Here is a 23,673-nt window from a genome sequence, read left to right as displayed (position 1 = left end):
CATGGGCGACCTTCTCCCGTTCCCGAGCCGCACTCCCGAGCCGGCGCCGAAGCCCGAGCCGCTGTGGCGCGAGGTGGTCGGCCGCGAGCTGCGCGGCGAGCGGCTGCGCCAGGAGCGCACGCTGGCCGACGTCGCCGAGCAGGCCGGGGTGTCGACCCAGTACCTCTCCGAGGTCGAGCGCGGCCTGAAGGAGCCCAGCTCGGAGGTGCTCGGTGCCGTGCACGGGGCGCTGGGGCTGCGCTTGTTCGACCTGACCGGCCGGGTCACGCGGCGGTTGGGGCCGATGTCCGGGCCGGTTTGCCTCGCTAGCTGAGCGCCGACCCGCTCACCAAAACCCCGCACTTGCGAGGTTTTGCGGGGGACATATCGGGCCGACCCGGTCTCAGCCTTCGCAAGTGTGGGGTTGTGGCGGCTCCCGGAGCGTCCCGGACCTACCCCTTCCGGCTGGCGAGCACCACGTCGACGGCCCCGTACGCCACGGCCTCCTCGGCGGTGAGGACCAGGTCGCGGGCGGTGTCGGTGCGCAGCTGCTCGGGGCTGCGGCCGGTGTGGCGGGCCAGGACGTCCTCCATCGAGGATCGCAGCCGGACGATCTCCTTGGCCTGCACCTCCAGGTCGGGCAGGGCGCCCTGGCCGCCGCCGGCCGGCTGGTGCAGCACCACCCGCGCGTGGGGCAGGATCGAGCGGCGCCCGGGATCGCCGCCGGCCAGCAGCACGGCCGCGGCCGAGGCCGCCTGGCCGACGCAGGTGGTCGCCACCGGGGAGGCGATGTACTGCATCGCGTCGTAGACGGCAAACATCGCGGTGGCCGAGCCGCCCGGTGAGTTCAGGTACAGGTCGATGGGCGCGCTGGGGCTCTCGGACTCCAGGTGCAGCAGCTGGGCGATGACGACGTTCGCGACGCCGTCGTCGAGCTCGGTGCCGATGTAGACGATGCGGTCGGTCAGCAGTCGGCTGTAGATGTCGACGGCACGCTCGCCGCGCACGGTCTTCTCGACCACGCTGGGGATCGTGTAGGAGCTCATGACGACAGTCCCGTCGGCAGCCGCACCGGGGTGATGTCGGCGACGTCGGTGAGCACCTGGTCGACGAAGCCGTACTCCAGCGCCTCGGTGGCGGTGAACCAGCGGTCGCGGTCGGCATCGGCGGTGACCTTGTCGACCGGCTGCCCGGTGTGCTCGGCGATCAGGCCCATCAGCACCCGGCGGGTGTGCTCGAGGTTCTGGGCCTGGATCTCGATGTCGGCGGCCACTCCCCCGATGCCGGCCGACCCCTGGTGCATCAGCACCCGCGCGTGCGGCAGTACGTAGCGCTTGCCCCGGGTGCCGCCCGAGAGCAGGAACTGGCCCATGGAGGCGGCCAGCCCCATCGCCAGGGTGCTGACGTCGTTGGGGATGAGCCGCATCGTGTCGAAGATGGCGAGGCCCGCCGAGACCGAGCCGCCGGGTGAGTTGATGTAGAGGGAGATATCGCGGTGCGGGTCCTCGGCCGAGAGCAGCAGCAGCTCGGCGCAGAGCCGGTTGGCGATCGGGTCGTCGACAGGCTCGCCGAGCACGATGATGCGCTGGTGCATCAGCCGGGCGGTGAGCTCGTCGTCCAGCGAGCTGGTGCGTGGTGGTGTGGTCATGCCCCGAGACTGACCGGCACGCCGGCCGCGGTTCCAGCGGTTCCGCCCGAGGCGGATCCGCCCACAGCGGATCCGTAAACTGCGAGCATGATCGAGCTACGCACCGCCGCCGAGATCGAGCAGATGCGGCCCGCCGGCCGCTTCGTCGGCGAGGTGCTCTCCGCGCTGCGCGACAAGGCCGACGTCGGGGTGAACCTTCTCGAGCTGGACGCGCTGGCCCACGAGATGATCCGGGCGCGCGGCGCGGAGTCCTGCTACATCGACTACCACCCCTCGTTCGGGGCGATGCCGTTCGGCAAGGTGCTGTGCACCTCGGTCAACGACGCCGTGCTGCACGGCCTGCCGCACGACTACGCCCTGGCCGACGGCGACCTGCTCAGCGTCGACTTCGCCTGCAGCGTCGACGGCTGGGTGGCCGACTCGGCGCTGAGCGTCGTGGTCGGCACGCCTCGCCAGGAGGACCTGGACCTGATCGACACCACCACCCGCGCCCTGACCGCGGGCATCGCGCAGGCGCGCGCGGGCAACCGGCTCGGCGACGTCTCCGCGGCGATCGCCGAGATCGCCCACGCCGAGGGGCTCAGCGTCAACACCCAGTTCGGCGGGCACGGCGTGGGGCGCACGATGCACGGCGACCCGCACGTGCCCAACGACGGCCGGGTCGGCCGCGGGCTGCGGCTGCGGCCCGGACTGGTGATCGCCATCGAGCCGTGGTTCCTGCACACCACCGACGAGATCTACACCGACCCCGACGGCTGGACGATCCGCTCGGCCGACGGCTCGCGCGGCGCCCACATGGAGCACACGATCGCCGTCACGATGGACGACGCCGTCGTGCTCACCGAACGGGTCGCCTAGGCCGCCGGCCTGCCGGGCCTCAGGTGACGTTGCACTTGGCGAGCTTGGTCGAGAGGCCCGCCAGCACCTTGTCGTTCGTGGTGTTCTGCTTGTAGGTGTGGTCGTCGACCATCGAGGTCAGCGTCGCGTCGCTGAGCTTGCTGGCCTCGAAGACCTTCGCCACGCAGTCGGCCTGCTTCTTCTTCAGCTTCAGCTCCGACTTCGAGCTCTTGCTGCTCTTCACGCCGTCCTGCAGCGCCTTGGACACATCCGAGGTCGAGGGACGGCTGTTGCCGCACCCCGCGCTGGTCAGGAGCAGGACAGCACCGATGATCGCACCCGTCTTCTTCACGCCCGGGAACCTACCGCCGCGCGGGCGGCGCCAAACCCGCTACTCGGCGCTGCTGCAGCTCGAGAGCTGGGTGGCCACCGCCTGCAGGGCGGTGTTGTCCGCGGCCGAGGCGGTGAAGTTCTGGTCGAGCGTGGCGATGGCCTTGAGCGCCACGTTGGAGACCTTCGAGGCCACCAGCGCCTTGGCCACGCAGGTGGCCTGGGCGGCGGTGTAGCCCGAACCGCTGGACTTCGAGCCCTTCACCAGCGACGCCGACAGCTTCGACACCGAGGGCCGGTCGGACTTGGCGGTGGAGGTCGAGTACGTCGGCAGCACGGTCGGGCTGCTCGAGGCCGAGGCGGACCCCGACGGCGAGCTCGACGCTGAGGTGGACGCGGACGCGGAGGCCGAGCTCTTGGCCGAGCTGGACTTGTCGTCGTCGCTGCTGCTGCCGCAGGCGGCCGTGGCGAGCAGCGTCAGGGTGGCTGCAGCGGTGGCCAGGGTCCGGACGGCCCGGAGCCGCGGGGACGGTCGCACGGTCGATCAACTCCACATCAACGTTGGGGTGCCGAACGTCTCGAACGGCTCCCCCGACCGTACAGAGGTCACCTGTGCGACCGAAATCGACCTAGGACAGCCGCCGCTGGAACTCCAGCTCGCGGCCCAGCGCCTCGAACCCGAGCGCCTCGTTGACCGCGATCATGTGGTCGTTGGCCTCGGCGTTCCAGGTGAGCACCTGCGCCACCTCGGGCTCCTCGCTCGCCAACCACAGCACCATCTCGGCCTTCAGCAACAGACCGAGCCGACGGCCGCGGTGCGCGGCCACCACGCTGGTGTCGTGCTGGCGGGCGGGTTCCTCACCACGGACGTCGACCAGGACGACGGTGTGCCCACCCAGCTCGCCGGTCCCCCGGTGCCGCGCGAGCAGCCGGTGGAGCCGCCAGCCGGCGGCGGTGCTGTGCTCCTCGTAGTCGCGGACTCGCTGGGGCGGGTAGACCTCGTCCTCGTACTCCAGGTCGCCCATCGGAGCGTCGTTGATGGCTCCGGTGATCGCGGCGAGGTCGTCGAGCAGCTCCTCGGGCGTACGCCCCACCACCCGCACCAGCTCGTACGCCGACGCCCGTTCGGCGGCCTCGTCGCGCAGCGTCCGGATGCGCGCGAGGTCGACGCCCGTCAGGTCGAGGCGCCGGGCGATCTCCTGCGATCCGAGCAGGTAGCCGGTGCGCTCGGCGAAAGCGCGCACCCCCGCGGAGTCCCAGCCGCTGACCCCCACGAGGTGCCGGTCGCCGGCGAGCGCGAGACGCTCCAGCTCGGCCAGCGCAGCCGTCCCGGCACCGCGGCGCCGGTGCTGCGGGTCGACCACCACCTCGACCCAGGCCAGGTCGAGGTTGTCCCACTCGCTGGTGTCGAGCCGCGCCGTGCCGAGCACCCGGTCGCCCTCGCGGAGGAGGAAGAAGCGACCGAGCTCGCCGTCCCAGCTGTGCCGCATCTCCATCTCGGTGCGCAGCGGCGACTGCTCCGGCAGGAAGGGCGCGTCGACCCGCTGCGCGGCGTTGGCGACGTCGGTGTACGCCGCCACCGAGCCGGCGTCGTCGGGACCGAACTCGACCAGGTTCACGCCCGGGCCCCGACGGGGTCGGCCAGCAGCGAGGCGAAGGCCGCCTCGGCCGCGCCGAGCAGGGCGGCGTCGTCGCCCAAGGCACCCGCCCGCAGGTCGGCCCGGCGGCCCAGCACGGCGAAGGTGGCATTCGCCAGCGCAGCCTCCAGCTCGGGTCGCGCGACGTCGAGCAGCCCGGTGAGACTGCCGCCCACCACCACGCGCTCGGGGTCGAGGGTGTTGACCAGGTCGCCGATGACGTGGCCCAGGTGCCCGGCCACGGTCCGGATGGCGCTCAGCGCCCGCTCGTCGCCGTCGCGCGCCTGGTCGAAGACCGAGGCCACCGCCGCGTCGGAGACCGGGCCCGGATGTCCGGCCAGCGCCAGCAGGGCGCCGTCGCCGATGAACGTCTCGGCGCAACCGCGCTTGCCGCAGTGGCAGGGCGGGCCTGCGGGATCGAGCTGGTTGTGGCCGATCTCGCCGCTGCTGCCGGAGTGGCCGCGCAGCGGCAGCCCCGCGGCGATGATGCCCGCGCCCAGCCCCACCCGCACCATCAGGTAGACCACGTCGGCGCTTCCTCGCGCGCTGCCGCGGGCGTGCTCGGCCAGTACCGCGAGGTCGGCGTCGTTGCCGACGGCCGCCGGGACGGCCGCCGGCAACCGGTCCGCCAGCAGTGCGCCGAGCGGCACGTCGTGCCAGTCCAGGTTCGGAGCGATGCCCACCCGTCCGCTGGTGGCGTCCACGGTGCCGGGCACGCTGATGCCCACCCCCGCCAGCCAGCCGTCGCCCCAGTCGCAGCCGTCGCCGCCGCTGCGCACGACCCAGTCGGCGACGGCGTCGACCACGGCGCCCGGCTCCTGGATCCGAGCCGTGGCCCGGGTCTGGCGCGCGTACACGTCGCCGCCCAGCCCGACGGCGGCGAAGGTCGTCTCCTCCACCCCGATGTCGACGGCCAGCACGAAGGGGCCGCCGCGGTGCGGTGCCACCACATGCGAGGGCCGCCCCACGCCGGTGCTGCCGCCCTGACCGGCGCTGGGCACGACGTCGGCCACCAGCCCGAGCTGAGTCAGGTCGTCGACCAGCGACTTCACCGTGGAGCGGCTCAGCCCCAGCCGCTGGGTCAGCTCGGCCCGCGACAGGGCGCCGTCGCGGTGCACGTGGGTGAGCATCAGGGCCAGGTTGTGGCGCCGGATCTCGTCCGGGCGTGCCGCTCCGGAGCTCGTCGCGACCATCGCAGCAGGCTCAGCGCCTTGCGGCGCGCTTCCGCGAGACGGCGTCGATCGCCGCCGCCAGCAGCAGCACGATGCCGGTGATGACCTGCTGCCACTGCGGCCCGATGCTGGCCCGCAGCCCCAGTCCGTTGGGGATGATGGTGATCACCAGGGCGCCGATGATGGCGTCGCGCGGCTTGCCGCGGCCGCCGAACAGCGACGTACCGCCGATGACCGCCGCGGCCACCGAGAACAGCAGCGCGTTGCCGGCACCGAGGTCCAGCGAAGCCGAGGACTGCGAGGAGGCCAGCATGATGCCGCCCAGTGCGCCGAAGGCCGAGCACAGCGTGAAGGCGTTGACCTTCATCCGCACCACGTCGATGCCCGCGCGCCGGGCCGCCTCGATGTTGCCGCCGGTGGCGTAGAGGTGACGACCCCAGGTGGTCTTGGTCAGAGCGATGGTGCAGCCGATCATCAGCACGATGGCGATGACCGCCGGCACCGGGACGCCTTCGATGACCCGGTAGATGTTGGTGTTGCGGTTGACGCTGGCGAACAGGCCGACCACCACCGCCACGAGCGCGATGATGCCGGCGCGGGCCAGCACCAGGTCGACGCCGTCGCGGGCCAGCCCGGCCCGCTTGGCCGAGAGCGAGGCCCACAGCGTGTACGCGGCGTAGCCGCCGACGACGACCACGATGAAGATCCAGCTCCACAGCACGCTGAGGTTGCCGTAGGTCAGGTTGTGCCACAGGTCGTAGCGCGTGGTGTTGACCGGCTGGCCCTTGAGGCCGAACTGCTCGACGCCCTGCCAGGCCAGGAACAGCGCCAGGGTCACCACGAAGCTGGGGATGCCGACCTTGGCCACGAGGTAGCCGTTGAAGACGCCGATCGCGGTGCCGATGCACACCGCGGCGATCAGGGCCAGGATCAGGTGCTGGGTGAGGTTGGTGACCACCAGCACCAGCCCGACCGCGATGACGACGGCGGCGGTGTAGGTCCGCAGCCACGCCGCCAGCCCGATGCAGATCAGCATGCCGCCCAAGAGGCACCAGTACATGAACGTGGGCAGTCCGGTGTGCAGGTTGCCGGCGGAGACGGCCACCGCGGCGACCACCGCGCAGGTGCCGCCGGCGGTGGCCGCCGACAGGTCGATCTCGCCGAGCAGCAGCACGAAGACCAGGCCCAGCGCGGTGACGGCGATGTAGGCGCCCTGGCCGGGGATGTTGCCCAGGTTGTACTTGGTCAGGAACTGGCTGGAGACCTGCATGAAGATCAGGCCCAGGACCACCAGTCCGAGCACCGAGGGCAGGGCGCCGGGGTTGCCGCTGCGCAGGTTAATGACCCAGCTGCGGACGCCGTCGGCGATCGAGCGCTCCTCGACGTCGAGGGAGAACTCGCTCGGCCGGTCGTCCTGCGGGAGGGTGCCGGCCTCGACGTTGGTCTTTGACATGTCCGACCCCTAGAGGATCTCGTTGGTCGTCGCGTGGGCCAGGCCGAGGTCGCCGCTGCGACCGGCCGTGATCAGCTCGACGATCTGGGTGGTGGTGGTGTCCTTGGTGTGCACCTCCGCGGCGACGCGGCCCAGGTACAGGGCCGCGACGCGGTCGGCGACCTCCATGACGTCGTTCATGTTGTGGGAGATCAGCACGACGCCGCGGCCCTGGTCGGCCAGCCGCCGCACCAGGTCGAGCACCTGGCGGGTCTGGGCGACGCCGAGCGCGGCGGTGGGCTCGTCGAGCACCACGATCTTGGAGTTCCACAGCACGGCCTTGGCGATGGCCACCGTCTGCCGCTGACCACCGGAGAGGCTGGCCACCAGCTGGCGCACGGAGGAGACGGTGCGCACGGAGAGCGACTTGAGCGTCTCGCGGGCCTGTCGCTCCATCTCGCCGTCGACGAGGAAGGTGCCGCCGCGCTTGATCTCGCGGCCCAGGAACATGTTCTGGGTGATGTCGAGGTTGTCGGCCAGCGCGAGGTCCTGGTAGACGAACTCGATGCCGAGCGCGGTGGCGTCGCGGGGGTCGTTCAGCGTCACCTCGCGACCTTCGAACTTCACGGTGCCGGAGTCGATGCCGTTGATGCCGGCGATGCACTTGACCAGCGTCGACTTGCCGGCGCCGTTGTCGCCGACCAGCGCGGTCACCTCACCGGGGTAGATGTTGAGGTCGACGTCGTGCAGCACGTGGACCGGTCCGAAGCTCTTGTTCAGCTTCGAGATCTCGAGCAGGGGTTCGGGCACGGGTTCACCGTCCGGGGTCGGGATTCACACGGGTGGGACGTGACGGTACGGCGGTCGGGCGCTGCGAGCAGGCCCGACCGCCGTACCGGTGGATCACTTGATGCCGAGCTTGCTGCAGTCGGAGGTGATGCCCTTGCAGACCTCGTCCTTGGTCAGCGCGCCGGAGTCGATGACGTCCTGCACGTTGGCCTGGGTGATGACCTGCGAGGGAAGCAGCAGCGCCTGGACGTTGTGGCTGGCGTCCTGCGGGTCGTCGAACTTGGTCAGCGTCAGGCCCGCGCTGGACGGGTCCTTGCCGCCGATGAGGGCGATCGCCAGGGTCGCGGCCGCGTTGGCCTCGTCCTTGACGTTCTTGAAGATCGTCATCGACTGCTTGCCGGTGATGATGTTCTGGATGCCCTCGACGCCGGAGTCCTGACCGGTGACGACGACGTGGCCGTCGAGGCCCTGGTTCTTCAGGACGCCGATGACGGCGTTGGCGATGTCGTCGTTGGCTGCGAGCACGCCGTCGACCTTGCCACCGGACGCGGTGAGCGCCTGGGTAAACGTCGGGGCCGCGTTCTCGACCTTCCAGCCCTTGACGACGGCCTCCTGCTCGATCTTGAGCTTGCCCGCCTTGACCAGCGGGTCGAGGACCTCGTGGGCGCCCTTCTTGAACAGGACGGCGTTGTTGTCCACGTCGGTGCCGCCGTCCATCATGATGATGGTCGGCTTCTTGACGTTCTGCTTGTCCAGGCAGTCCACCAGGGTCTGGGCCTGGAGCTTGCCGACGTCCTCGTTGTCGAAGGAGACGTAGTAGCCGGCGGTGCCGCCGAGGTTGATGCGGTCGTAGTCGATGACCTTTACGCCCGCCGAGTCCGCCTGCTTCTCCACGCCGGCGCCCGAGGCCGCGTCGATGGAGTCGATGATGAGGACCTTCGCACCGCCGCCGATCTGGCTCTGGGCGATGGAGGCGAACTTGTTCTTGTCGCCCTGCGCGTTCTGGATGTCGGGGGTGATCCCTGCGGCCGAGAGCGCCTTCTGCAGCAGCGGCTGGTCGTAGGTCGTGTACCGGGTCGAGGAGGTGGTGTCGGGCAGGATCACGCCCACCTTGCCCGAGACCTTCTCGGTGCTCGCGGCCGTGGGGGCCGGCGAGGCACCGCTCTTCGGCGGGCTGTCCAGCTTGCAGGCGGCGGTGATCTTCTGGGACGAGCCGGAGCTCGACCCGTCGTCACTGCTGCTGGACCCGCACCCGGTGAGCGCCATCGCGGACGCGACCCCGAGCGTCGCGAAGATGACTGTTGGCTTGCGCATGCGCCTCGCGCCTTTCGATGAGGTTCGACGAACGGCCCCTCTGCCATCCGTCGTTCTTATGTTGCGGGCGCGAACATATACACATCCCTGTGACCACCGCCATAACCCGACACCGTTTCGTTACGTGTCGTTGGTTTGGATCGCTCCAATACGTCTTCGAGGCCTCCCGGACGGCCGAGCGGGCCGACGTGGGCCGCCCGGCGGCGCTCATCGACCGGAGCCGGGACGGGGGTCACGAGTGGGTATCGAGTCGCCGTCCGGGCTGGTACCCGAGCCGGTGGAGGGCGCACGCTCCGGCCAGACGAAGGGGCTCTCGGGGTGTGGGACACGATCCGCTACCGGCGGCTGCAGGCGCTGACGATCGCCGTGCTGGCCGCCCTGGTGACGACCTGCGTGGTGGTCGCGCCGCTGTACGACCGCGCCACCCAGCAGGCGCTGACCCGGATCGAGCTCGAGCACGCCACCGTGGCCGTCCGCGGGCTCTCGGTGAGCGCCGGTGCCGAGAACGCCGAGGAAGCCCCTCCCGACCCCGGCGACGTCGCGGCCAGCGTGCCGCGTGCGCTCCGCGCCCGCTTCGAACCGCCGATCCGGCAGCAGACCGCCCAGCCCGACGCCACCGCGGCGCCCACGGGGATGACGCCGCTCGTGGGCGAGCTGCTCAGCCGCGATGCCGTGTGCCGCCACGTGCGGATGGTGCAGGGCAGCTGCCCGACCGGGGCGCGGCAGATCGCCGTGAGCACCTTCGACGCCAAGCTGCTGGGACTGGTGCCCGGCACGGCCGTGGTCGTCTCCGGCGCCACCGAGAGCGGCGGGGTCGCCCACCACGTCACGATGCACGTCGTCGGCGTCTACCGCCAGGTCCGGGGCGCCTACTGGTTCGGCCAGTCGCTCACGGGACGGTCGGGACTGCAGACCGGTGACTCCTCGTCGGGCCTGCTGCACGACGACTGGGTCACCGCCGCCGCCACCTACACCGACCCGCGCGTGCCCGTGCTGCCGCTCACGGTCAACCGGGCCGACCTGGGACTGCAGCCCCACACCATGGGCGTCGACGAGCTGCTCGCCAGCGGCTCCGCGATCAGTCGGCTCGTGCGCCGCTACCGCTCCGACCCCGGGTTCTCCGCCGCCGCGTTCCGGCTCTACTCCGGCCTGCCCGGCATCGCGGCCAACATGCGCCACCAGCGCGAGCAGTCGCAGGTGACCATCCCGCTGCTGACCGTGCAGCTCGGCGTGCTGGCCGTCGTCGTGCTCTGGCTGGTGCTCGGCGCCGCCACCGAGCAGCGGCGACCGGAGGTGGCCGTGGCCGTGCTGCGTGGCCGCGGACGCTCAGGGGCCCGGTCGCTGCTGCTGCGCGAGCTGCTGCCGGTGGCCCTGGCCGGGGTGCCGCTGGGGATCGTCGCCGCCCTCGTGCTCACCTGGCTCGCCCGCACCCGCCTGCTGCCCGGGTCGGCGCCGTTCGAGATCCGGCTGCCGGTCGTGCTGGCGGTGGCGGCGTCCGTGGTGGTGCTCTGCGTCGTGGTGGTGCTGGTGGTGCTCGGCGCCACCCGCCGCAGCGTCGAGCAGCTGCTGCGCCGGGTGCCCGCGCGCCGCTCGGGCTGGTCGGTCGGGGTCACCGAGGCGCTGCTCCTGGCTGCCGGCGGCACCGCGGTGGTGGCTTTCGTCACCGGCGGCCTCGACGGGCCGATCGCGCTGGCCGCGCCCGCACTGCTCGCGCTGGTCGTCGGCATGCTGCTGGCCCACGCCACCACCCCGGTGGCCACGGCCCTGGGTCGGCGACTGTTGCGGCGCGGTCGGGTGGCGGCCAGCGTGAGCGTGCTCGACGCCGCGCGCACGCCAGCCACCCGGCGCACGATCGCCATCGTCACCGTCGCCACCTCGCTGCTGGTGTTCGCCTCGGCGGCCGTGCTCGTCGGCGGCCGCAACCGCAGCCTGGCCGCGGAGCAGGAGGCCGGCGCGAGCCTGACCGCCGACGTCTACGGCGACGACCTGCGCGGCGTGCAGGCCGCCGTGCGGCAGGTCGACCCCACGCAGCGCCGGCTCACCACGGTCGTCTCGGTCACCCCGGCCGCGTCCGGTGCCCAGCAGACGATCGCCGTCGACCCCGCCGCGTTCGAGCGAGTCGGGCTCTTCGCGGGCCGCTCCTCTCCCCCGGACCTCTCCGGGCTCACGCCGCGGGCGGCCGTCCCGCTCACCCTGACCGGCGACGCGGTCTCGGTCACCGTGGCCACCGACGACCTCGCCAGCCGGGCCGCGGTGGAGCGGGCCGACGGCCGCCCGGCCACCGCCCCCGTCTCGCTCGCACTGGACCTGCTCACCGACGACAACGAACCGGTCAGCATCGACCTCGGCGCACTGGGCCTGGGCACCTCCAGCCGCGCGGCCTCCGCCCTGGTGCCGTGCTCGCGGACCTGCCACCTGGTGGGCGTGAGCCTGGGCACCAACCCCGGTGCCACCGTCTCGGGCACCGTGTCGCTCTCGGGCCTGACCAGCACCACAGGCGGCGGTGACCCGACGACCGTCGCGGTCGGACCGGCCGGCCGGTGGCGGCGGTTGGACGAGCGCAGCAAGGGCTCGATGACCCCGGTCTCGACCACCCCCACCAGCCTGTCGATCGTGGCCGAGACGAAGGGCTCCGACACCACGACGATGACCCAGCAGTGGCTGCCCACCTCGCTTCCCGCGCTGGTCACCCGCGGCCGAGGCTCGACGGTGGCCGGCCTCGACGGGCAGGACCGGGCCGCCCACGCGGTCGGCCGCATCGCCCGGATCCCGCAGGCCGGTCCGTACGCCGCGCTGGTCGACCTCGACCTGGCCGCTCGCGGGTCGACGGTGGACCCGACCGACCAGATCCAGGTGTGGTTCGCCCACGACGACCCGGCGCTGCTGACCCGGCTGAGCCGGGCGCTCGCCCAGCGCGAGATCCGGCTCTCGAGCCACACGAGCCTCGCCGAGGTCCGCCGCACCTACGACCAGTCCACCGCGGCGTGGAGCCTCGCCCTGGGCGTCGTGGTGGGCGTGGCCGCCCTGCTCCTCGGACTGCTCGTGGTCGTGGTGATGGCCGTGACCACCTGGCGCACCCGGTCGCGCGACCTCGCGGCGCTGCGACTGGCCGGCCTGGGTCGTCGCACCGTGCGCTCGGTCGCCACGCGTGCGCAGGTGCCGGCGCTCGTGCTGGCGGTGCTCGCCGGGACGCTGTGCGGCGCGGAGGGAGCTCGGCTGACGCTGCCGACAGTGCCGCTGTTCGCGCACGCCCCCGACGTCTCGACCCTCGACCTGCGGCTGCCCTGGTGGGCGATCGCGACCGTCGCCGTCGCCGCACTGGTGCTGCTGATCGCCGTCGGCTGGGCGGCCGGTGCCGCGATCGCCCGCCGGGCCGATCTTCAACGCGTGAGGGAGACCCTGTGAGAGGGACGCCGTGACAGACGCTGTGAGCGATCGCCAGCCCCGGGCCGGGCTGCCGGTCAGCACCCACGGGCTGGTGCACATCTACCACGCGGAGGGACACGACGTCGCCGCGCTCTCGGGCGTCGACCTGGAGGTGCGGGCCGGTGAGTTCATCGGCCTGCTGGGGCCGTCGGGCGCGGGCAAGTCGACGCTGCTCAGCCTGCTAGGCGGGCTCTTCCGCCCCAGCGCCGGCAAGATCCGGGTTGGTCCGCACGAGCTGTCGACGATCTCGCCGAAGGAGCTCGACGACCTGCGCTCGCGCGAGGTCGCGCTGATGCTGCAGGGCGCCACCCGCAACCTGCTCCCCTACTACTCGGCTCGCCAGAACGTCGCCTTCGCCCAGACCGTCGCCCGGCGCGGCGGCAAGGACCTCCCCGCGCCGACCGAGGTGCTCGAGCAGGTCGGGCTGGCCGACGCCGAGGTCGACCGGCCGCTGAGCACCCTCACGCCCGGCCACCTGCAGCTGGCCGCGATCGCCGCCACCGTCGCGACCCGGCCCGGCGTGCTGCTGGCCGACGAGCCGACCAGCCAGCTCGACCACGACGCGCGCGACCAGGTGCTGGAGCGGATCGGCTGGATCAACCGCACCTACGGCACCACCGTCATCCTGGTCACCCACGACCCCGAGGTGGCGGCCGCGCTGCCGCGCACGGTCACCATCCGCGACGGCCGCGTCGGCGGCGAGGGCCGCAGCGGTGAGGAGTACTCGGTGGTCACCGCCGACGGGTTCCTGCCGCTGCCCAGCCAGGTGCGCGACGAGCTGCCGCCGGGGACGCTGGTGCGGTTCCACCGCGACCCCGAGGACGACCACTACACCCTGCTCCCCGAGGACGACCGCCGATGACCGGTCTGCGTGCCACCTCGCTGTCGGTGAGCTACGGCGACCTCGTCGCGCTGCAGCCCGTGGACCTCGACGTACCCGCCGGCCGCTTCGTGGCCGTCACCGGTCCCTCCGGGGCCGGCAAGACCTCGCTGCTCTGGGCCCTGGCCGGCGCCCTGCGGCCCACGCAGGGCGAGGTCCGCGTCGACGACGTCGTGATCGGCGACCGTGAGCAGGCCGCCGCCCTCGGCGTCGTCCTGGTGCCGCAGGGCAACGGCCTGGCCACCGCGCTGACGGCGTACGAGAACGCACTGGTGCCGCTGCTCGCCGTCGGCGTGCGCCCTGCCGCCGCGCGCAAGCGGGCCGACGACGCGCTCGCAGTGGTCGGGCTCGAGGAGTCCGGCGGGCACCTGGTCGAGGAGCTCTCGGGCGGTCAGCAGCAGCGGGTGGCCCTGGCGCGGGCGTTCGCGGCCCACGCCCACGTACTGCTGGCCGACGAGCCGACCAGCGACCTCGACGCGACCAACCGCGAGCGGATGATCGCGGTCATGCGGGCCGAGGCCGACCGCGGCGCCGTCGTCGTCATGTCCACCCACGACCCCGAGGCGGCCGCGCGCGCCGACGCCGAGCTCGCGCTGGACCAGGGTGTGGCGAGGTGGGTACCGAAAGAGCGACAGCGAGATGGGTCACACCGCGCGGGGCCGACGCATTGCTAGGTTCCGCAGCATGCGTTCGGCCAAGGACTTCTTCCGCCCGCTCGCGGTGGGTGCTCCGGCACCGCTGACCGAGATCCCGGCACGCCCCTCGCGGGCGATCCACTTCTTCGACCCCTCCAACCCCAAGATGGCCGCGAAGGTGCCCGACATGGTCGGCACCGTCGACGTGCTGCTGGGCAACCTCGAGGACGCGGTGAAGGCCGACAACAAGGCGGCAGCGCGCGAGGGCCTGGTCCGCATCGCGAAGGAGACCGACTTCGGCGCCACGCAGCTGTGGACCCGCGTCAACTCCCTCGACTCCCCCTGGGGGCTGGACGACCTGACGACGCTGGTCACCGAGATCGGCGACGTCCTCGACGTCGTCATGGTGCCCAAGGTCGAGGGTGCCGAGGACATCCACTACGTCGACCGGCTGCTGGCCCAGCTGGAGGCCAAGGCCGGCCTCACGCGCCCGGTGCTGGTGCACGCGATCCTTGAGACCGCGCGCGGGGTGGCCAACGTCGAGGAGATCTGCGCCGCCTCGCCGCGCATGCAGGGCATCTCGCTGGGGCCCGCCGACCTGGCCGCCGACCGGCGGATGAAGACCACCCGCGTCGGCGGCGGCCACCCGGGCTACCTCGTGCGCCAGGACCCCGCCGACGGCTCGGCCGAGGCGATCGAGTCGCCGAGCCGCGCGGTCTACCAGCAGGACCTGTGGCACTACACGATCTCCCGCATGGTCGACGCCTGCGTGATGAACGGCATCTACCCCTACTACGGCCCCTTCGGCGACATCGCCGACGTCGTGGCCTGCGAGGACCAGTTCCGCAACGCCTTCCTGCTGGGCTGCGTCGGCGCATGGTCGCTGCACCCCAAGCAGGTCGCCATCGCCAGCCGGGTCTTCAGCCCCACCGCCGACGACGTCGCGCACGCCCGCCGCGTCGTGGCGGCCTTCGAGGAGATGGGCGGCGACGGCACCGGCGCCGTCATGCTCGACGGCAAGATGGAGGACGACGCCTCCCTCAAGCAGTGCCTGGTGATGGTGCGGCTGGCCGACCAGCTGGCCGAGGTCGACCCGACCCTGAAGGAGCTCTACGCGTCATGAGCGACTACTCACCGCGCCGGTCGGTGCTCTACATGCCCAGCTCCAACCCCAAGGCGCTGGAGAAGGCGAAGACGCTGCCCGTCGACGCGATCATCTTCGACCTCGAGGACGCCGTCGCGCCGGGCGCGAAGGACGAGGCCCGAGCGGCGGCGGCCGCCGCCGTCGGCAGCGGCGAGTACGGCGGCCGCGAGCTGGTCATCCGCGTCAACGGCGTGGGCACCGAGTGGCACGCGGCCGACCTCGTCGCGGCGGCTAAGGCCGGACCCGACGCGATCTTGGTGCCCAAGGTCGGCTCCGCCGACCAGGTGCGGGCCCTGGCCACGGCACTGGAGTGGGCCGGCGCCCCCGAGCGCACGCAGCTGTGGGCGATGATCGAGACGCCCGGGGCGATCTTCGACGTCCGCGAGATCGCGGCGGCCTCGCCCCGGCTCGCCGTCCTGGTGATGGGCACCAACGACCTGGTCAAGGAGCTCTACGCCCAGCACGTGCCGGGCCGTGCCCCGGTGCACGTCTCGCTGCAGCTGTCGGTGCTGGCCGCCCGCGCCGCCGGCATCGCGATCCTCGACGGCGTCTACAACGACGTCCGCGACACCGACGGCTTCCTCGCCGAGTGCCGCCAGGGCCGCGAGCTGGGCTTCGACGGCAAGACCCTCATCCACCCCGGCCAGGTCGAGGGCGCGAACACCGCCTTCGCGCCGTCGGCCGCGGAGGTCGAGGAGGCCGAGGGCATCCTGCAGGCCTGGGAGGACGGCGCCGGCACCGGAGTCGTCACCTACAACGGCCGCATGATCGAGAACCTCCACGTCGAGACCGCCCAGCGGGTGCTCGACATGCAGGCCGCAATACGGGGCCGCTGACTCACCGGGGACGCCTCAGAACCGCTGGCTCTCCGCGACGGCCAACCGGTCGACGAGGTCGTTCATCTTGTCCCCCGAGTGGCCCTTGACCCAGTCGAAGGTGACGTCACCGCGCTGGAGGACGAGCTCGATGAACGGCTCCCACAGGTCGCGGTTGGCCACGGGCTTCCTCGCCGAGTTCACCCAGCCGCGGCGGTGCCAGCCGACGTACCACCTGTTGCGGAAGCAGTTGACGACGTAGGTGGAGTCGCTGACCACCACCAGGTCGCCCGGAAGCGCCTGCACGGCCTCCCAGGCGGCCCGGATCTCCATGCGCTGGTTGGTGGTGGCCGGGTCGCCGCCGGCGGCCTGCGGACCGTCGTCGACGGCCCAGGCCCAGCCGCCCGGACCGGGGTTCCCGCGGCAGGCGCCGTCGGTGTAGACGCGAGTCGCCACGGCGCTACTTCTCGACGATCACGTTGGTGGCCTTGACGACGGCGGTGGCGGCACTGCCGACCTCCAGGCCGAGGTCGTCGGCGGCCTCACGGCTCATCAAGGACACGACGCGGAACTCCCCGCACGCCATCTCCACCTTGGCCATCACGGTGTCGCGGACGATGTCGGTGACGATGCCGTGGAAGCGGTTGCGGGCCGAGGACGTGCCCGGGGTGGCAGCCACCGAGGCCATCAGCGGACGCAGCGCGGCGGCCGGCAGCACCCGCTGGTTGCCCTGGCGCTCGAAAGTGACGCGGCCCTGGCTCTCCCACCGGCGCAGCGTGTCGACGCTGACCCCGACGGCCTGCGCCACCTCACCGATCCTCAGGAACTCCGCCATGGCCGAAGCGTATGACGCCCTCGCCCAGACCCACGCCCACGGTGTCGCCCACCGCCACCGGCCGCGGGAACCGGCACCGCACGGTGCCGTCGGGCAGCCGTACCTCGGCCAGCACGCCGTCCTCCTGGCCGATCACCCGGGTGACGGTGCCCTGCTCGGGACCGTCGGCGACGACGCCCGCCGGCCGGGTGAGCAGCACTCCCCCGTCGCGCTCGAGCCGGCCGTCGTAGCCGAGGAACCGCGCCACCTCCTCGCTCGGCGGCGCCGCCAGCAGCTCGCGCGGCGCGCCCTGCGCGGCGACGACGCCTCGCATCATCACCACCACCCGGTCGGCCAGCGCCCAGGCGTCGGCCCGGTCGTGGACGACCACGACCACCGCACCGGCCGCCTCGCGCAGCGCCGAGGAGGTGTCCTCGACCAGCGCCTGGTGGGTCTCGCCGTCGAGCCCGGCGAACGGCTCGTCGAGGAGCAGCACGTCGGGCTCCACCGCGATGCCGCGGGCCACGTGCACCCGGCGTCGCTCGCCGCCAGAGAGCGCGGCTGCGGGCCGCCGGGCCAGGTGCTCGGCCCGCATCCGCTCCAGCGCCTGCATGGCCCGGCGCCGTCGCTGCGCGCGGGGCACGCCCCACCAGGCCAGCGCCAGCTCGACGTTGGCGCGCACCGAGCGGCGGGCCAGCCCGGGGGTCTGCAGCACCGTGGCCGTACGCCCGGAGCGCTCGACGTCGCCACGCGCGACGGGCACGATCCCGCCCAACGCCTCCAGCAGCGTCGACTTGCCGGCGCCGTTGGGGCCCAGCAGCGCCACCACCTCGCCCCGCTCGACGGCCAGGTCGACGTCGCAGACCACCTCGCGCCGGCCCCGGCGCACCGCGACGGCGCGGGCCTCGACCAGGCTCACGACGCCTTCACCCGGGCCTCCTGCCGGTTGCCGAACTGCAGCCAGGTCAGCGCCGCGGTGATGACGAGGATGAGCGCGAGCAGCAGGATCCCGATCGCCAGCCCGCCGGCGAAGTCGCCGGCGTTCACGCGCTCGAGCGCTGCGCTGGCCAGCGTCTGGTCGACCCCCTCGATGTTGCCGCCGACGAGCACCACCGCGCCGACCTCGGAGAGCCCCGAACCGACCGCGGCGATCACCGCGGCGAGGATGCCGACGCGCGCCTCCCGTGTCGCCAGCGCGCCCAGTGCCCGTCGCGAGGCGCCGTAGGCCCGCGCCTGGTCGAGCAGCGAGCGCGGGACGTCGCGCACCGCCGAGCTGGTCAGCGCGATGATGATGGGCACGGCCAGCACCGTCTGGGCGACGTAGACGCCGCGGAGGGTGAAGATCAGGTGGAAGCGTCCCAGCGGCGCGGCCGGGAACATCAGCAGGGCGAGCGTCACGCCCACCACGACGGGCGGCAGGCCGAGCCCGACGTTGGCCAGGACGCGAAGCACCCCGACGCCGCGGAACCGGCCCAGGCCCAGCACCACGCCGGCCGGCACCCCGACCACCACCGCGATCGCCGTCGACAGCCCGGCCACCTTCAGCGTGACCACGAGCACCTGCAGCAGCGCCGCGTTGTTGTGCAGCAGGAGGTCCCACGCCTGCTGCAGGCCCTGCCCGAAGAAGGTCACGGGGTCGGGCTGGCCGACGGGCTGGACGACGGGCTGGATGACGGGCTGGGCGTGGTGACGTACACCAGCCGGCCGTCGCGCAGCCGGTACACCTCGCCGACCCGGGTGCCGCGGCCGATCACCTTGGTGCCGTCGGTGGGCACCGGGGAGACCTGGGCGTCCTGCGGCACCTGGATCGAGTCGCGGCTCAGCCCGTGATCGGTCACCGACGCCGACAGCTTCAGTGCCGAGAGCGCCGCCAGCAGGAAGCCCAGCGAGAGCACGATGCCGATGTCGAACATGTTGACCAGGCCGTCGAGGGGGTCGCCGGAGCGGTCCTCGGTGCGGTGGGCCCGCGGGCTGACCCGGATCACCGCTGGTCCCCGGTGAGCACCGCGGCGACGTACTCCAGGTCGGAGAAGTCCTGGCCGTAGAGCCGGTCGCGGAACAGGCTCAGCCCGAACGCCACCACGCCGACCAGCAGACCGAGCACGGTGACGCTGAAGGCGAGCTGGAGGTTGTCGGTCAGCGACGACACGTTGCCCCGGGCCAGCCCCTCCAGCGCCGGGGAGAGCGGGATCAGGGTGCCCATGAGCCCCAGGGCCGGCCCGGCGCGCACCAGCAACCGGGTACGGCCGAGCCGGCGCTGGCAGGCGAAGTCGAAGTCGGCGAGCTGCTTGGCCACCAGCGGCTCGGACGCGGGCTCGCCGGCCACCTCGGCGAACCGGCTCAGCACCCGGCTCATCCGCGGCGCCCACGCCACCTGCTGCAGCCGGCGTCCGGCCTCCTCGCGGCGACCCTCGTCCAGCAGCGTCCGGGCCTCGGCGGTCGCCGCCACCAGGGCGGGGAACCGCCGACGCGTGTGCTGGGCCAGCTCGAGGCCGAAGGCGCCGGCCTCGACCAGGACGACGGCCAGGCCCAGCACCGTGAGGACGACGACCGGCAGCTCGAGCACCGCCGCGATCTTGAAGACCACCCGGTAGAACTCGTGGCTCATGGGCGGATTACTTCCTCCAGGCGGGAACGGGCAGGCGTCGGGCGATCCAGCGGGACTGTCCTACCACGCCGACCAGCAGCAGCCCGGGCACCAGCAGCACCCACAGCAGCCGCCGGTCCCAGCCCTGGGCGCCGGCGGCCCGAGCCGCGGCGGCACGACGGGCCGAGACCTCGGCACGGGGGACCTGGGCCGCGGACTGCGGGGCGGCGTCGGCCACCAGCAGCACCCCCTGGACGCGCTCGCCCGCGACCGCACGCGGCCGGTGCGGCCGCGGGCTCGGGCTGGGTGTCGGTGTGGGCACTGGCGAGGCCGAGGGCGTCGGCGTGCCGGTGGCCCCGGTGCCCGACCCTGTGGCACTGCCCGGGCCGGTGCCCGCCCCCGAGCTCGGACCGGTCACGGGCTGGTGGCTACCGCCGGAGCCCGTGCCGGACTGGTGGTGGGTCGCCTTCGGCTTCGGCGCCTTGCCGACGCGGACCACCACCGGGTCGGCGCTGCCGGCCGCGTCGTCGGCACCGCGGACGGTGAGGTTCACCGAGTACGAGGAGCCGCCGCTCTTCCACGCGTGCCGGGGCGCGGCGGCCGCGCTGGACGTGCCGTCGCCGAAGGTCCAGGCGTAGCTGAGCCCGGCCGGGTGGTAGCCGACGAAGCCCACCGAGAACCCGACCTGCCGGCCGGCCTCGGTGCTGGTGGCGGACGCCTTCACCACGGGGTGCAGCACGCGGCCGGAGGTGTAGACGTCGAGGTAGACCGGAGCGTCGCTGTCGCCGGACCACACGTCGCGGTAGTTGGCGTCGGTGCCGTTGCGCATCGGCCGGGCGAAGCGGATGAACTGCGGGCTGTCGCTGAAGAACACCGGCGCCAGCCCGCCGGCGTAGGCACCGCCGCCGAGCTCGGTCTGGTCGAGCAGGGTCTGCCGGGCCGAGGGTCCCGCGCTGGCGGTGACGCGGGTCGCCGAGGCGTCGAGGTGGAACTGGCGCAGCACCGCCTCCACCGAGGCACCCTTGGCCACGTACGGGTCGTCACGTACCCCGCCCCGGCCGGTGTACGTCGTGTACTGCGCGTTGGTCACGTCGCCGATCTGGCCGAGCAGCGTGGGGTCGACCACGAAGGTCTGCTCGGTGATGCCGTGCGCCCGGACCACGATGCACGGCTCTGCGGCCGGGCACGGGCCGTCGGCACGCGCCGGACCGGCCACGGCCGCGAGAGCCACCCAGAGGATGGCTCCCGCGGCCGCGAGGATGCGCCTGCGTCTCAGCGCTTCACCTTGACCGGCATCACCTGGCTGGTGCCGGCCTGCAGCAGGTCGCCGAAGATCGGGCTCAGCGAACGGTTCTCCACCCGCGTGTGCGGGCCGACCCGGACGTAGTAGCGCGCGGTCTTCTTCGGCTTGTAGGAGATGGCGTAGAAGCCGTAGCGGGTGGTGTGCTTCCTGGCCACCACCTTCTGCTTCTTGTGCTTGCCGTACCCGGTCACCTGGATCAGCTTGACGTTGACCTTGGCCAGCGTCGGGTAGCCCGGGATCGCGTTGGTGACCCGGCCGGCGAACCGCAGCTTCGCGCCGCGGTGCACCTGGGTGCGCACCTGGCCGACGCTGACCTCGGGCGAGGCCGCCGGGATGAACGGCGAGTCGGTCGAGAGGTAGCCCTCGACCGCCTTCTGGCCGGCCGAGGAGGTCAGCCAGTTGAGGAACTTCAGGGCCCCGGCCCGGCTGACCGCGTTGCCGGCCGGCACCTTGCTGCCGTTGATGGCGTAGGCGTGGAAGGCGTTGACCAGGGCGGCCTGGTTGCCGCGGGAGGCGGCGGCGTTGTCACGCACCAGGATCTTCATGTTCTGCGCCTGCCCCGTGGACTGCAGGTACTGGAAGGTGCCGCGGTCGGTGAAGACGTAGCAGTCCTGGCCCCGGCCGTAGTTGCACGCGCTGGCGTTGGTGATGTTCGGACCCTGCGTCAGGCCGGTCTTGTGGTACCAGGCCGGCAGGCTGCCGCCGGTGCCCGAGGCGTTGCACGTGCCGCTGCCGGTCGAGGGCACCTGGCCGCCGCCGTTGGTGGCGCTGATGTCGCACTTGGTGCCGTTGGCCAGCGCCCACAGCTGGTGCTCCTGCACCGGCGTGCCGGCGGTGTTGCCGCGCGAGACGAAGTCCGCGGTGCCCGCGTTGCCGGCGGCGGCGACCTTCTCCAGCGCGCCGACGATGTCGTGGGAGTCGGCCGCGACGCCGGCCGGGTCGCTGGTGGGACCGGCCAGCACGTAGTCGCCCCAGAACACCGAGCGACCGAACTTCTCCAGGGAGTACCCCTGCGCCACGAACTGGTTCTCCAGGGACGCCGCGTGCACGAGCAGCACGCTCGCGGTGCCCGCCTCGGCGTAGGCGATGGCGTCGCCGGTGCCCTTGCTGACGTAGTTGTAGGTGGCGCCGGTGTCCTTCTCGTAGATCGGCTGCAGGTACTGCATGAGGCCGGAGTCGTAGACGTCGCTGGTGCCGACGATGGTGATCGACTTGCTGTAGTCGGCGTTGGCCGCCGGGACGGTGGCGGCGGCCGTCCCCAGGGCCACCGCGCTTGCGGAGAGGGCCGCGACAGCGCGGCGGGTGCGGAGGTTCACCCGCCGGATTCGATCACAGTGTCTGGACAATTTCTAGGTAGCGTCCGGAGAAGCGCACCAGCGGATCGGCCGGCTCCCCGGACACGTCCAGCGCCTGCACCCGGCCCACCACGATCTCGTGGTCGCCGGCGTCGTGCACGGCCTCCAGAGAGCAGTCGACGTACCCCAGTACGCCCGCCAGCAGCGGCGAGCCCGTCGCCGGTGCCGGCTGCCAGGTGAGTCCCGCGAACTTGTCCGCGCCCCGGACGGCCATCACCTCGGCCACCTCGGCCTGGTCGTGGGCGAGCAGGTTCACGCAGAACGTGCCGCCGGCTCGGATCAGCGGCCACGAGCGCGACGTCGTGGCCGCGCAGAACAGCACCAGCGGCGGGTCGAGGGAGACGCTCGCGAAGGCCTGGCAGGTCAGCCCCTGCGGCTCCCCCGCCTCGTCGAGCCCCGTGACGACGGTGACCCCGGAGGCGAAGTGGCCGAGCACGTGGCGGAACTGCCCAGGTGGAGGCGTCACCGGGCCATTGTCCCGGACACCTGGTGTTCACCCGGACGCGGCAGGCTGCCCGGTGTGATCGAGGACGTCCGCGAGTACATCGACCGGCTGCAGACCGACGGCTACAGCGTCGGTGAGGACCATGACGACGACCCGGTGCTGATCGACGCCACCGGCCAGGCCGTGGACACCTGGCGCGAGAACTACCCTTACGACGAGCGGCTGGAACGCTCGGCCTACGACCAGGAGAAGTACGCGCTGCAGGTGGAGCTGATCAAGTTCCAGAACTGGACCTCGGAGGTGGGCGGCAAGCACGTGCTGCTGTTCGAGGGCCGCGACGCGGCCGGCAAGGGCGGCACCATCAAGCGCTTCATGGAGCACCTCAACCCCCGCTACGCCCGCACGGTGGCGCTGGTGAAGCCCACCGAGCGCGAGCAGCACCAGTGGTACTACCAGCGCTACGTGCAGCACCTGCCGACCGGCGGCGAGATCGTGCTCTTCGACCGGTCCTGGTACAACCGCGCCGGCGTCGAGCGCGTGATGGGCTTTGCCGACGACGAGGAGTACGAGCGCTTCATGGAGCAGACACCGCTTTTCGAGCGCATGCTCGTCGACAGCGGCATCACGCTGACCAAGCTGTGGTTCTCGGTGACCCGCTCGGAGCAGCGCACCCGCTTCATCATCCGGCAGGTCGATCCCGTGCGGCAGTGGAAGCTCTCGCCCATGGACCTGGAGTCGCTGGGCAAGTGGGAGGCCTACACGGCGGCCAAGGAGGAGATGTTCCGCCGCACCGACACCGACTGGGCCCCCTGGACCACCGTGAAGTCCAACGACAAGAAGCGCGCCCGGCTCGAGGCGATGCGCGCCTTCCTCTCCCGCTTCGACTACCCCGGCAAGGACGCCGACGTCGTCGGCACGCCGGACCCGGCCCTGGTCAGGCGCGGCATTCACGCGGTAGGCGACTGAGCGGGCCCCGCGAGCGAAGGAGCCAGGGGTCGAGACGTCGGATCCTGCTGGAGAGCGTCGCGCGAAGCGCCGTCCTCCCCCGGCAGGATGCGACGCCTCGGCGAGACCACAGCCTGCCGCCAACGTCCACGCACACGGCGAGCACGGCGGGTCGGTCTGAGACCT

At 72.4% G+C, this 23,673-nt stretch carries 26 protein-coding genes; 8 read left to right on the top strand and 18 right to left on the bottom strand.

Annotated features, from left to right (window positions below; translation table 11 throughout):
• Position 1 precedes the first annotated feature (1 nt).
• Complete coding sequence (locus tag D9V37_RS12395) at positions 2–313, top strand: helix-turn-helix domain-containing protein (protein WP_121806434.1); 312 nt, start codon at positions 2–4, stop codon at positions 311–313.
• Between the two features lie 118 nt (positions 314–431).
• Here the strand turns inward: D9V37_RS12395 and D9V37_RS12390 are convergent, their stop codons facing one another.
• Together D9V37_RS12390 and D9V37_RS12385 are read right to left on the bottom strand one after the other, a co-directional pair.
• Complete coding sequence (locus tag D9V37_RS12390; RefSeq protein WP_121806433.1) at positions 432–1,025, bottom strand: ClpP family protease; 594 nt, start codon at positions 1,023–1,025, stop codon at positions 432–434.
• Complete coding sequence (locus D9V37_RS12385) at positions 1,022–1,627, bottom strand: ClpP family protease (RefSeq protein ID WP_121806432.1); 606 nt, start codon at positions 1,625–1,627, stop codon at positions 1,022–1,024. The genes D9V37_RS12390 and D9V37_RS12385 overlap by 4 nt, the downstream gene beginning before the upstream one ends.
• Before the next feature lie 87 nt (positions 1,628–1,714).
• On the opposite strand from D9V37_RS12385, the gene map reads away from it, so the two are divergent.
• Positions 1,715–2,485, top strand: a complete 771-nt coding sequence (gene map, locus D9V37_RS12380) for a type I methionyl aminopeptidase (RefSeq protein WP_121806431.1) — start codon at positions 1,715–1,717, stop codon at positions 2,483–2,485.
• Positions 2,486–2,504: 19 nt separating this feature from the next.
• Here the strand turns inward: map and D9V37_RS12375 are convergent, their stop codons facing one another.
• The 7 genes from D9V37_RS12375 to D9V37_RS12345 form a co-directional block, all read right to left on the bottom strand.
• Positions 2,505–2,816 carry a hypothetical protein gene (locus D9V37_RS12375; protein ID WP_121806430.1) on the bottom strand — a complete coding sequence of 104 codons (312 nt, stop codon included), beginning with the start codon at positions 2,814–2,816 and terminating at the stop codon, positions 2,505–2,507.
• 39 nt (positions 2,817–2,855) lie between these two features.
• Positions 2,856–3,332, bottom strand: coding sequence for a hypothetical protein (locus D9V37_RS12370; protein WP_121806429.1), 477 nt, complete (start codon positions 3,330–3,332; stop codon positions 2,856–2,858).
• A 91-nt stretch (positions 3,333–3,423) separates the two neighbouring features.
• Positions 3,424–4,413: a GNAT family N-acetyltransferase gene (locus tag D9V37_RS12365; protein WP_121806428.1), complete on the bottom strand. Its 990-nt coding sequence runs from the start codon at positions 4,411–4,413 to the stop codon at positions 3,424–3,426.
• Positions 4,410–5,624, bottom strand: a complete 1,215-nt coding sequence (locus tag D9V37_RS12360) for an ROK family transcriptional regulator (RefSeq protein WP_121806427.1) — start codon at positions 5,622–5,624, stop codon at positions 4,410–4,412. Before D9V37_RS12360 ends, D9V37_RS12365 begins: the two co-directional genes overlap by 4 nt.
• Before the next feature lie 10 nt (positions 5,625–5,634).
• Positions 5,635–7,056, bottom strand: a complete 1,422-nt coding sequence (locus tag D9V37_RS12355) for a sugar ABC transporter permease (RefSeq protein WP_121806426.1) — start codon at positions 7,054–7,056, stop codon at positions 5,635–5,637.
• 9 nt (positions 7,057–7,065) lie between these two features.
• Complete coding sequence (locus D9V37_RS12350) at positions 7,066–7,845, bottom strand: ATP-binding cassette domain-containing protein (RefSeq protein WP_121806425.1); 780 nt, start codon at positions 7,843–7,845, stop codon at positions 7,066–7,068.
• A 93-nt stretch (positions 7,846–7,938) separates the two neighbouring features.
• Positions 7,939–9,138 carry a sugar ABC transporter substrate-binding protein gene (locus D9V37_RS12345; RefSeq protein WP_121806424.1) on the bottom strand — a complete coding sequence of 400 codons (1,200 nt, stop codon included), beginning with the start codon at positions 9,136–9,138 and terminating at the stop codon, positions 7,939–7,941.
• A 318-nt stretch (positions 9,139–9,456) separates the two neighbouring features.
• Here D9V37_RS12345 and D9V37_RS12340 point away from each other — a divergent pair, with 318 nt between their 5' ends.
• Genes D9V37_RS12340 through D9V37_RS12320 form a run of 5 tightly spaced genes read left to right on the top strand, consistent with a single transcriptional unit; the run spans position 9,457 to position 16,059 of the window.
• Positions 9,457–12,543, top strand: coding sequence for an FtsX-like permease family protein (locus tag D9V37_RS12340; RefSeq protein ID WP_121806423.1), 3,087 nt, complete (start codon positions 9,457–9,459; stop codon positions 12,541–12,543).
• 22 nt (positions 12,544–12,565) lie between these two features.
• Entirely contained in the window at positions 12,566–13,426 is an 861-nt protein-coding gene (locus D9V37_RS12335; RefSeq protein ID WP_121806422.1) for an ABC transporter ATP-binding protein, read from the top strand.
• Positions 13,423–14,118: an ATP-binding cassette domain-containing protein gene (locus D9V37_RS12330; protein ID WP_121806421.1), complete on the top strand. Its 696-nt coding sequence runs from the start codon at positions 13,423–13,425 to the stop codon at positions 14,116–14,118. Before D9V37_RS12335 ends, D9V37_RS12330 begins: the two co-directional genes overlap by 4 nt.
• Before the next feature lie 10 nt (positions 14,119–14,128).
• Positions 14,129–15,202 (top strand): HpcH/HpaI aldolase/citrate lyase family protein, encoded by a 1,074-nt coding sequence (locus D9V37_RS12325; protein ID WP_121806420.1) that lies wholly within the window; start codon positions 14,129–14,131, stop codon positions 15,200–15,202.
• Complete coding sequence (locus tag D9V37_RS12320; RefSeq protein ID WP_121806419.1) at positions 15,199–16,059, top strand: HpcH/HpaI aldolase/citrate lyase family protein; 861 nt, start codon at positions 15,199–15,201, stop codon at positions 16,057–16,059. Before D9V37_RS12325 ends, D9V37_RS12320 begins: the two co-directional genes overlap by 4 nt.
• Positions 16,060–16,074: 15 nt before the next feature.
• Here D9V37_RS12320 and D9V37_RS12315 read toward each other — a convergent pair whose 3' ends face one another.
• The 9 genes from D9V37_RS12315 to D9V37_RS12275 are packed head-to-tail and all read right to left on the bottom strand — an operon-like array spanning position 16,075 to position 22,563.
• Complete coding sequence (locus D9V37_RS12315; protein ID WP_121806418.1) at positions 16,075–16,494, bottom strand: ribonuclease H family protein; 420 nt, start codon at positions 16,492–16,494, stop codon at positions 16,075–16,077.
• Between the two features lie 4 nt (positions 16,495–16,498).
• Complete coding sequence (locus D9V37_RS12310; RefSeq protein ID WP_121806417.1) at positions 16,499–16,873, bottom strand: TOBE domain-containing protein; 375 nt, start codon at positions 16,871–16,873, stop codon at positions 16,499–16,501.
• Complete coding sequence (locus D9V37_RS12305; RefSeq protein WP_158604462.1) at positions 16,848–17,771, bottom strand: ATP-binding cassette domain-containing protein; 924 nt, start codon at positions 17,769–17,771, stop codon at positions 16,848–16,850. Before D9V37_RS12305 ends, D9V37_RS12310 begins: the two co-directional genes overlap by 26 nt.
• Positions 17,768–18,484, bottom strand: a complete 717-nt coding sequence (locus tag D9V37_RS12300) for an ABC transporter permease (protein ID WP_158604461.1) — start codon at positions 18,482–18,484, stop codon at positions 17,768–17,770. The genes D9V37_RS12305 and D9V37_RS12300 overlap by 4 nt, the downstream gene beginning before the upstream one ends.
• Complete coding sequence (locus tag D9V37_RS12295; RefSeq protein ID WP_198412510.1) at positions 18,481–18,837, bottom strand: DUF2149 domain-containing protein; 357 nt, start codon at positions 18,835–18,837, stop codon at positions 18,481–18,483. The genes D9V37_RS12300 and D9V37_RS12295 overlap by 4 nt, the downstream gene beginning before the upstream one ends.
• The gene (locus tag D9V37_RS12290; protein ID WP_121806415.1) at positions 18,834–19,460 is read right to left on the bottom strand and encodes a MotA/TolQ/ExbB proton channel family protein; all 627 of its coding nucleotides are present in this window, start codon (positions 19,458–19,460) and stop codon (positions 18,834–18,836) included. Before D9V37_RS12290 ends, D9V37_RS12295 begins: the two co-directional genes overlap by 4 nt.
• A gap of 7 nt (positions 19,461–19,467) precedes the next feature.
• Complete coding sequence (locus D9V37_RS12285) at positions 19,468–20,670, bottom strand: PKD domain-containing protein (RefSeq protein ID WP_121806414.1); 1,203 nt, start codon at positions 20,668–20,670, stop codon at positions 19,468–19,470.
• A 41-nt stretch (positions 20,671–20,711) separates the two neighbouring features.
• A complete protein-coding gene (locus tag D9V37_RS12280) occupies positions 20,712–22,058 on the bottom strand; it encodes a substrate-binding domain-containing protein (RefSeq protein WP_158604460.1) in 1,347 nt (448 codons plus the stop codon).
• Between the two features lie 13 nt (positions 22,059–22,071).
• Positions 22,072–22,563, bottom strand: a complete 492-nt coding sequence (locus D9V37_RS12275) for a flavin reductase family protein (RefSeq protein ID WP_121806412.1) — start codon at positions 22,561–22,563, stop codon at positions 22,072–22,074.
• Positions 22,564–22,617: 54 nt separating this feature from the next.
• On the opposite strand from D9V37_RS12275, the gene ppk2 reads away from it, so the two are divergent.
• Positions 22,618–23,508, top strand: coding sequence for a polyphosphate kinase 2 (gene ppk2 / locus D9V37_RS12270; RefSeq protein WP_121806411.1), 891 nt, complete (start codon positions 22,618–22,620; stop codon positions 23,506–23,508).
• Positions 23,509–23,673: the final 165 nt, after the last annotated feature.

This window comes from Nocardioides mangrovicus, assembly GCF_003674065.1.
GTDB classification, from domain to species: domain Bacteria; phylum Actinomycetota; class Actinomycetes; order Propionibacteriales; family Nocardioidaceae; genus Marmoricola; species Marmoricola mangrovicus.
This window is presented reverse-complemented; position numbering and strand designations above follow the sequence as displayed.

Coding starts and splice junctions, on each gene's coding strand:
- D9V37_RS12390 (WP_121806433.1), bottom strand. CDS start 1,025: ATGAGCTCCTACACGATCCCCAGCGTGGTCGAGAAGACCGTGCGCGGC.
- D9V37_RS12360 (WP_121806427.1), bottom strand. CDS start 5,624: ATGGTCGCGACGAGCTCCGGAGCGGCACGCCCGGACGAGATCCGGCGC.
- D9V37_RS12320 (WP_121806419.1), top strand. CDS start 15,199: ATGAGCGACTACTCACCGCGCCGGTCGGTGCTCTACATGCCCAGCTCC.
- D9V37_RS12345 (WP_121806424.1), bottom strand. CDS start 9,138: ATGCGCAAGCCAACAGTCATCTTCGCGACGCTCGGGGTCGCGTCCGCG.
- D9V37_RS12325 (WP_121806420.1), top strand. CDS start 14,129: ATGCGTTCGGCCAAGGACTTCTTCCGCCCGCTCGCGGTGGGTGCTCCG.
- D9V37_RS12310 (WP_121806417.1), bottom strand. CDS start 16,873: ATGGCGGAGTTCCTGAGGATCGGTGAGGTGGCGCAGGCCGTCGGGGTC.
- D9V37_RS12330 (WP_121806421.1), top strand. CDS start 13,423: ATGACCGGTCTGCGTGCCACCTCGCTGTCGGTGAGCTACGGCGACCTC.
- D9V37_RS12395 (WP_121806434.1), top strand. CDS start 2: ATGGGCGACCTTCTCCCGTTCCCGAGCCGCACTCCCGAGCCGGCGCCG.
- map (WP_121806431.1), top strand. CDS start 1,715: ATGATCGAGCTACGCACCGCCGCCGAGATCGAGCAGATGCGGCCCGCC.
- D9V37_RS12385 (WP_121806432.1), bottom strand. CDS start 1,627: ATGACCACACCACCACGCACCAGCTCGCTGGACGACGAGCTCACCGCC.
- D9V37_RS12290 (WP_121806415.1), bottom strand. CDS start 19,460: ATGAGCCACGAGTTCTACCGGGTGGTCTTCAAGATCGCGGCGGTGCTC.
- D9V37_RS12355 (WP_121806426.1), bottom strand. CDS start 7,056: ATGTCAAAGACCAACGTCGAGGCCGGCACCCTCCCGCAGGACGACCGG.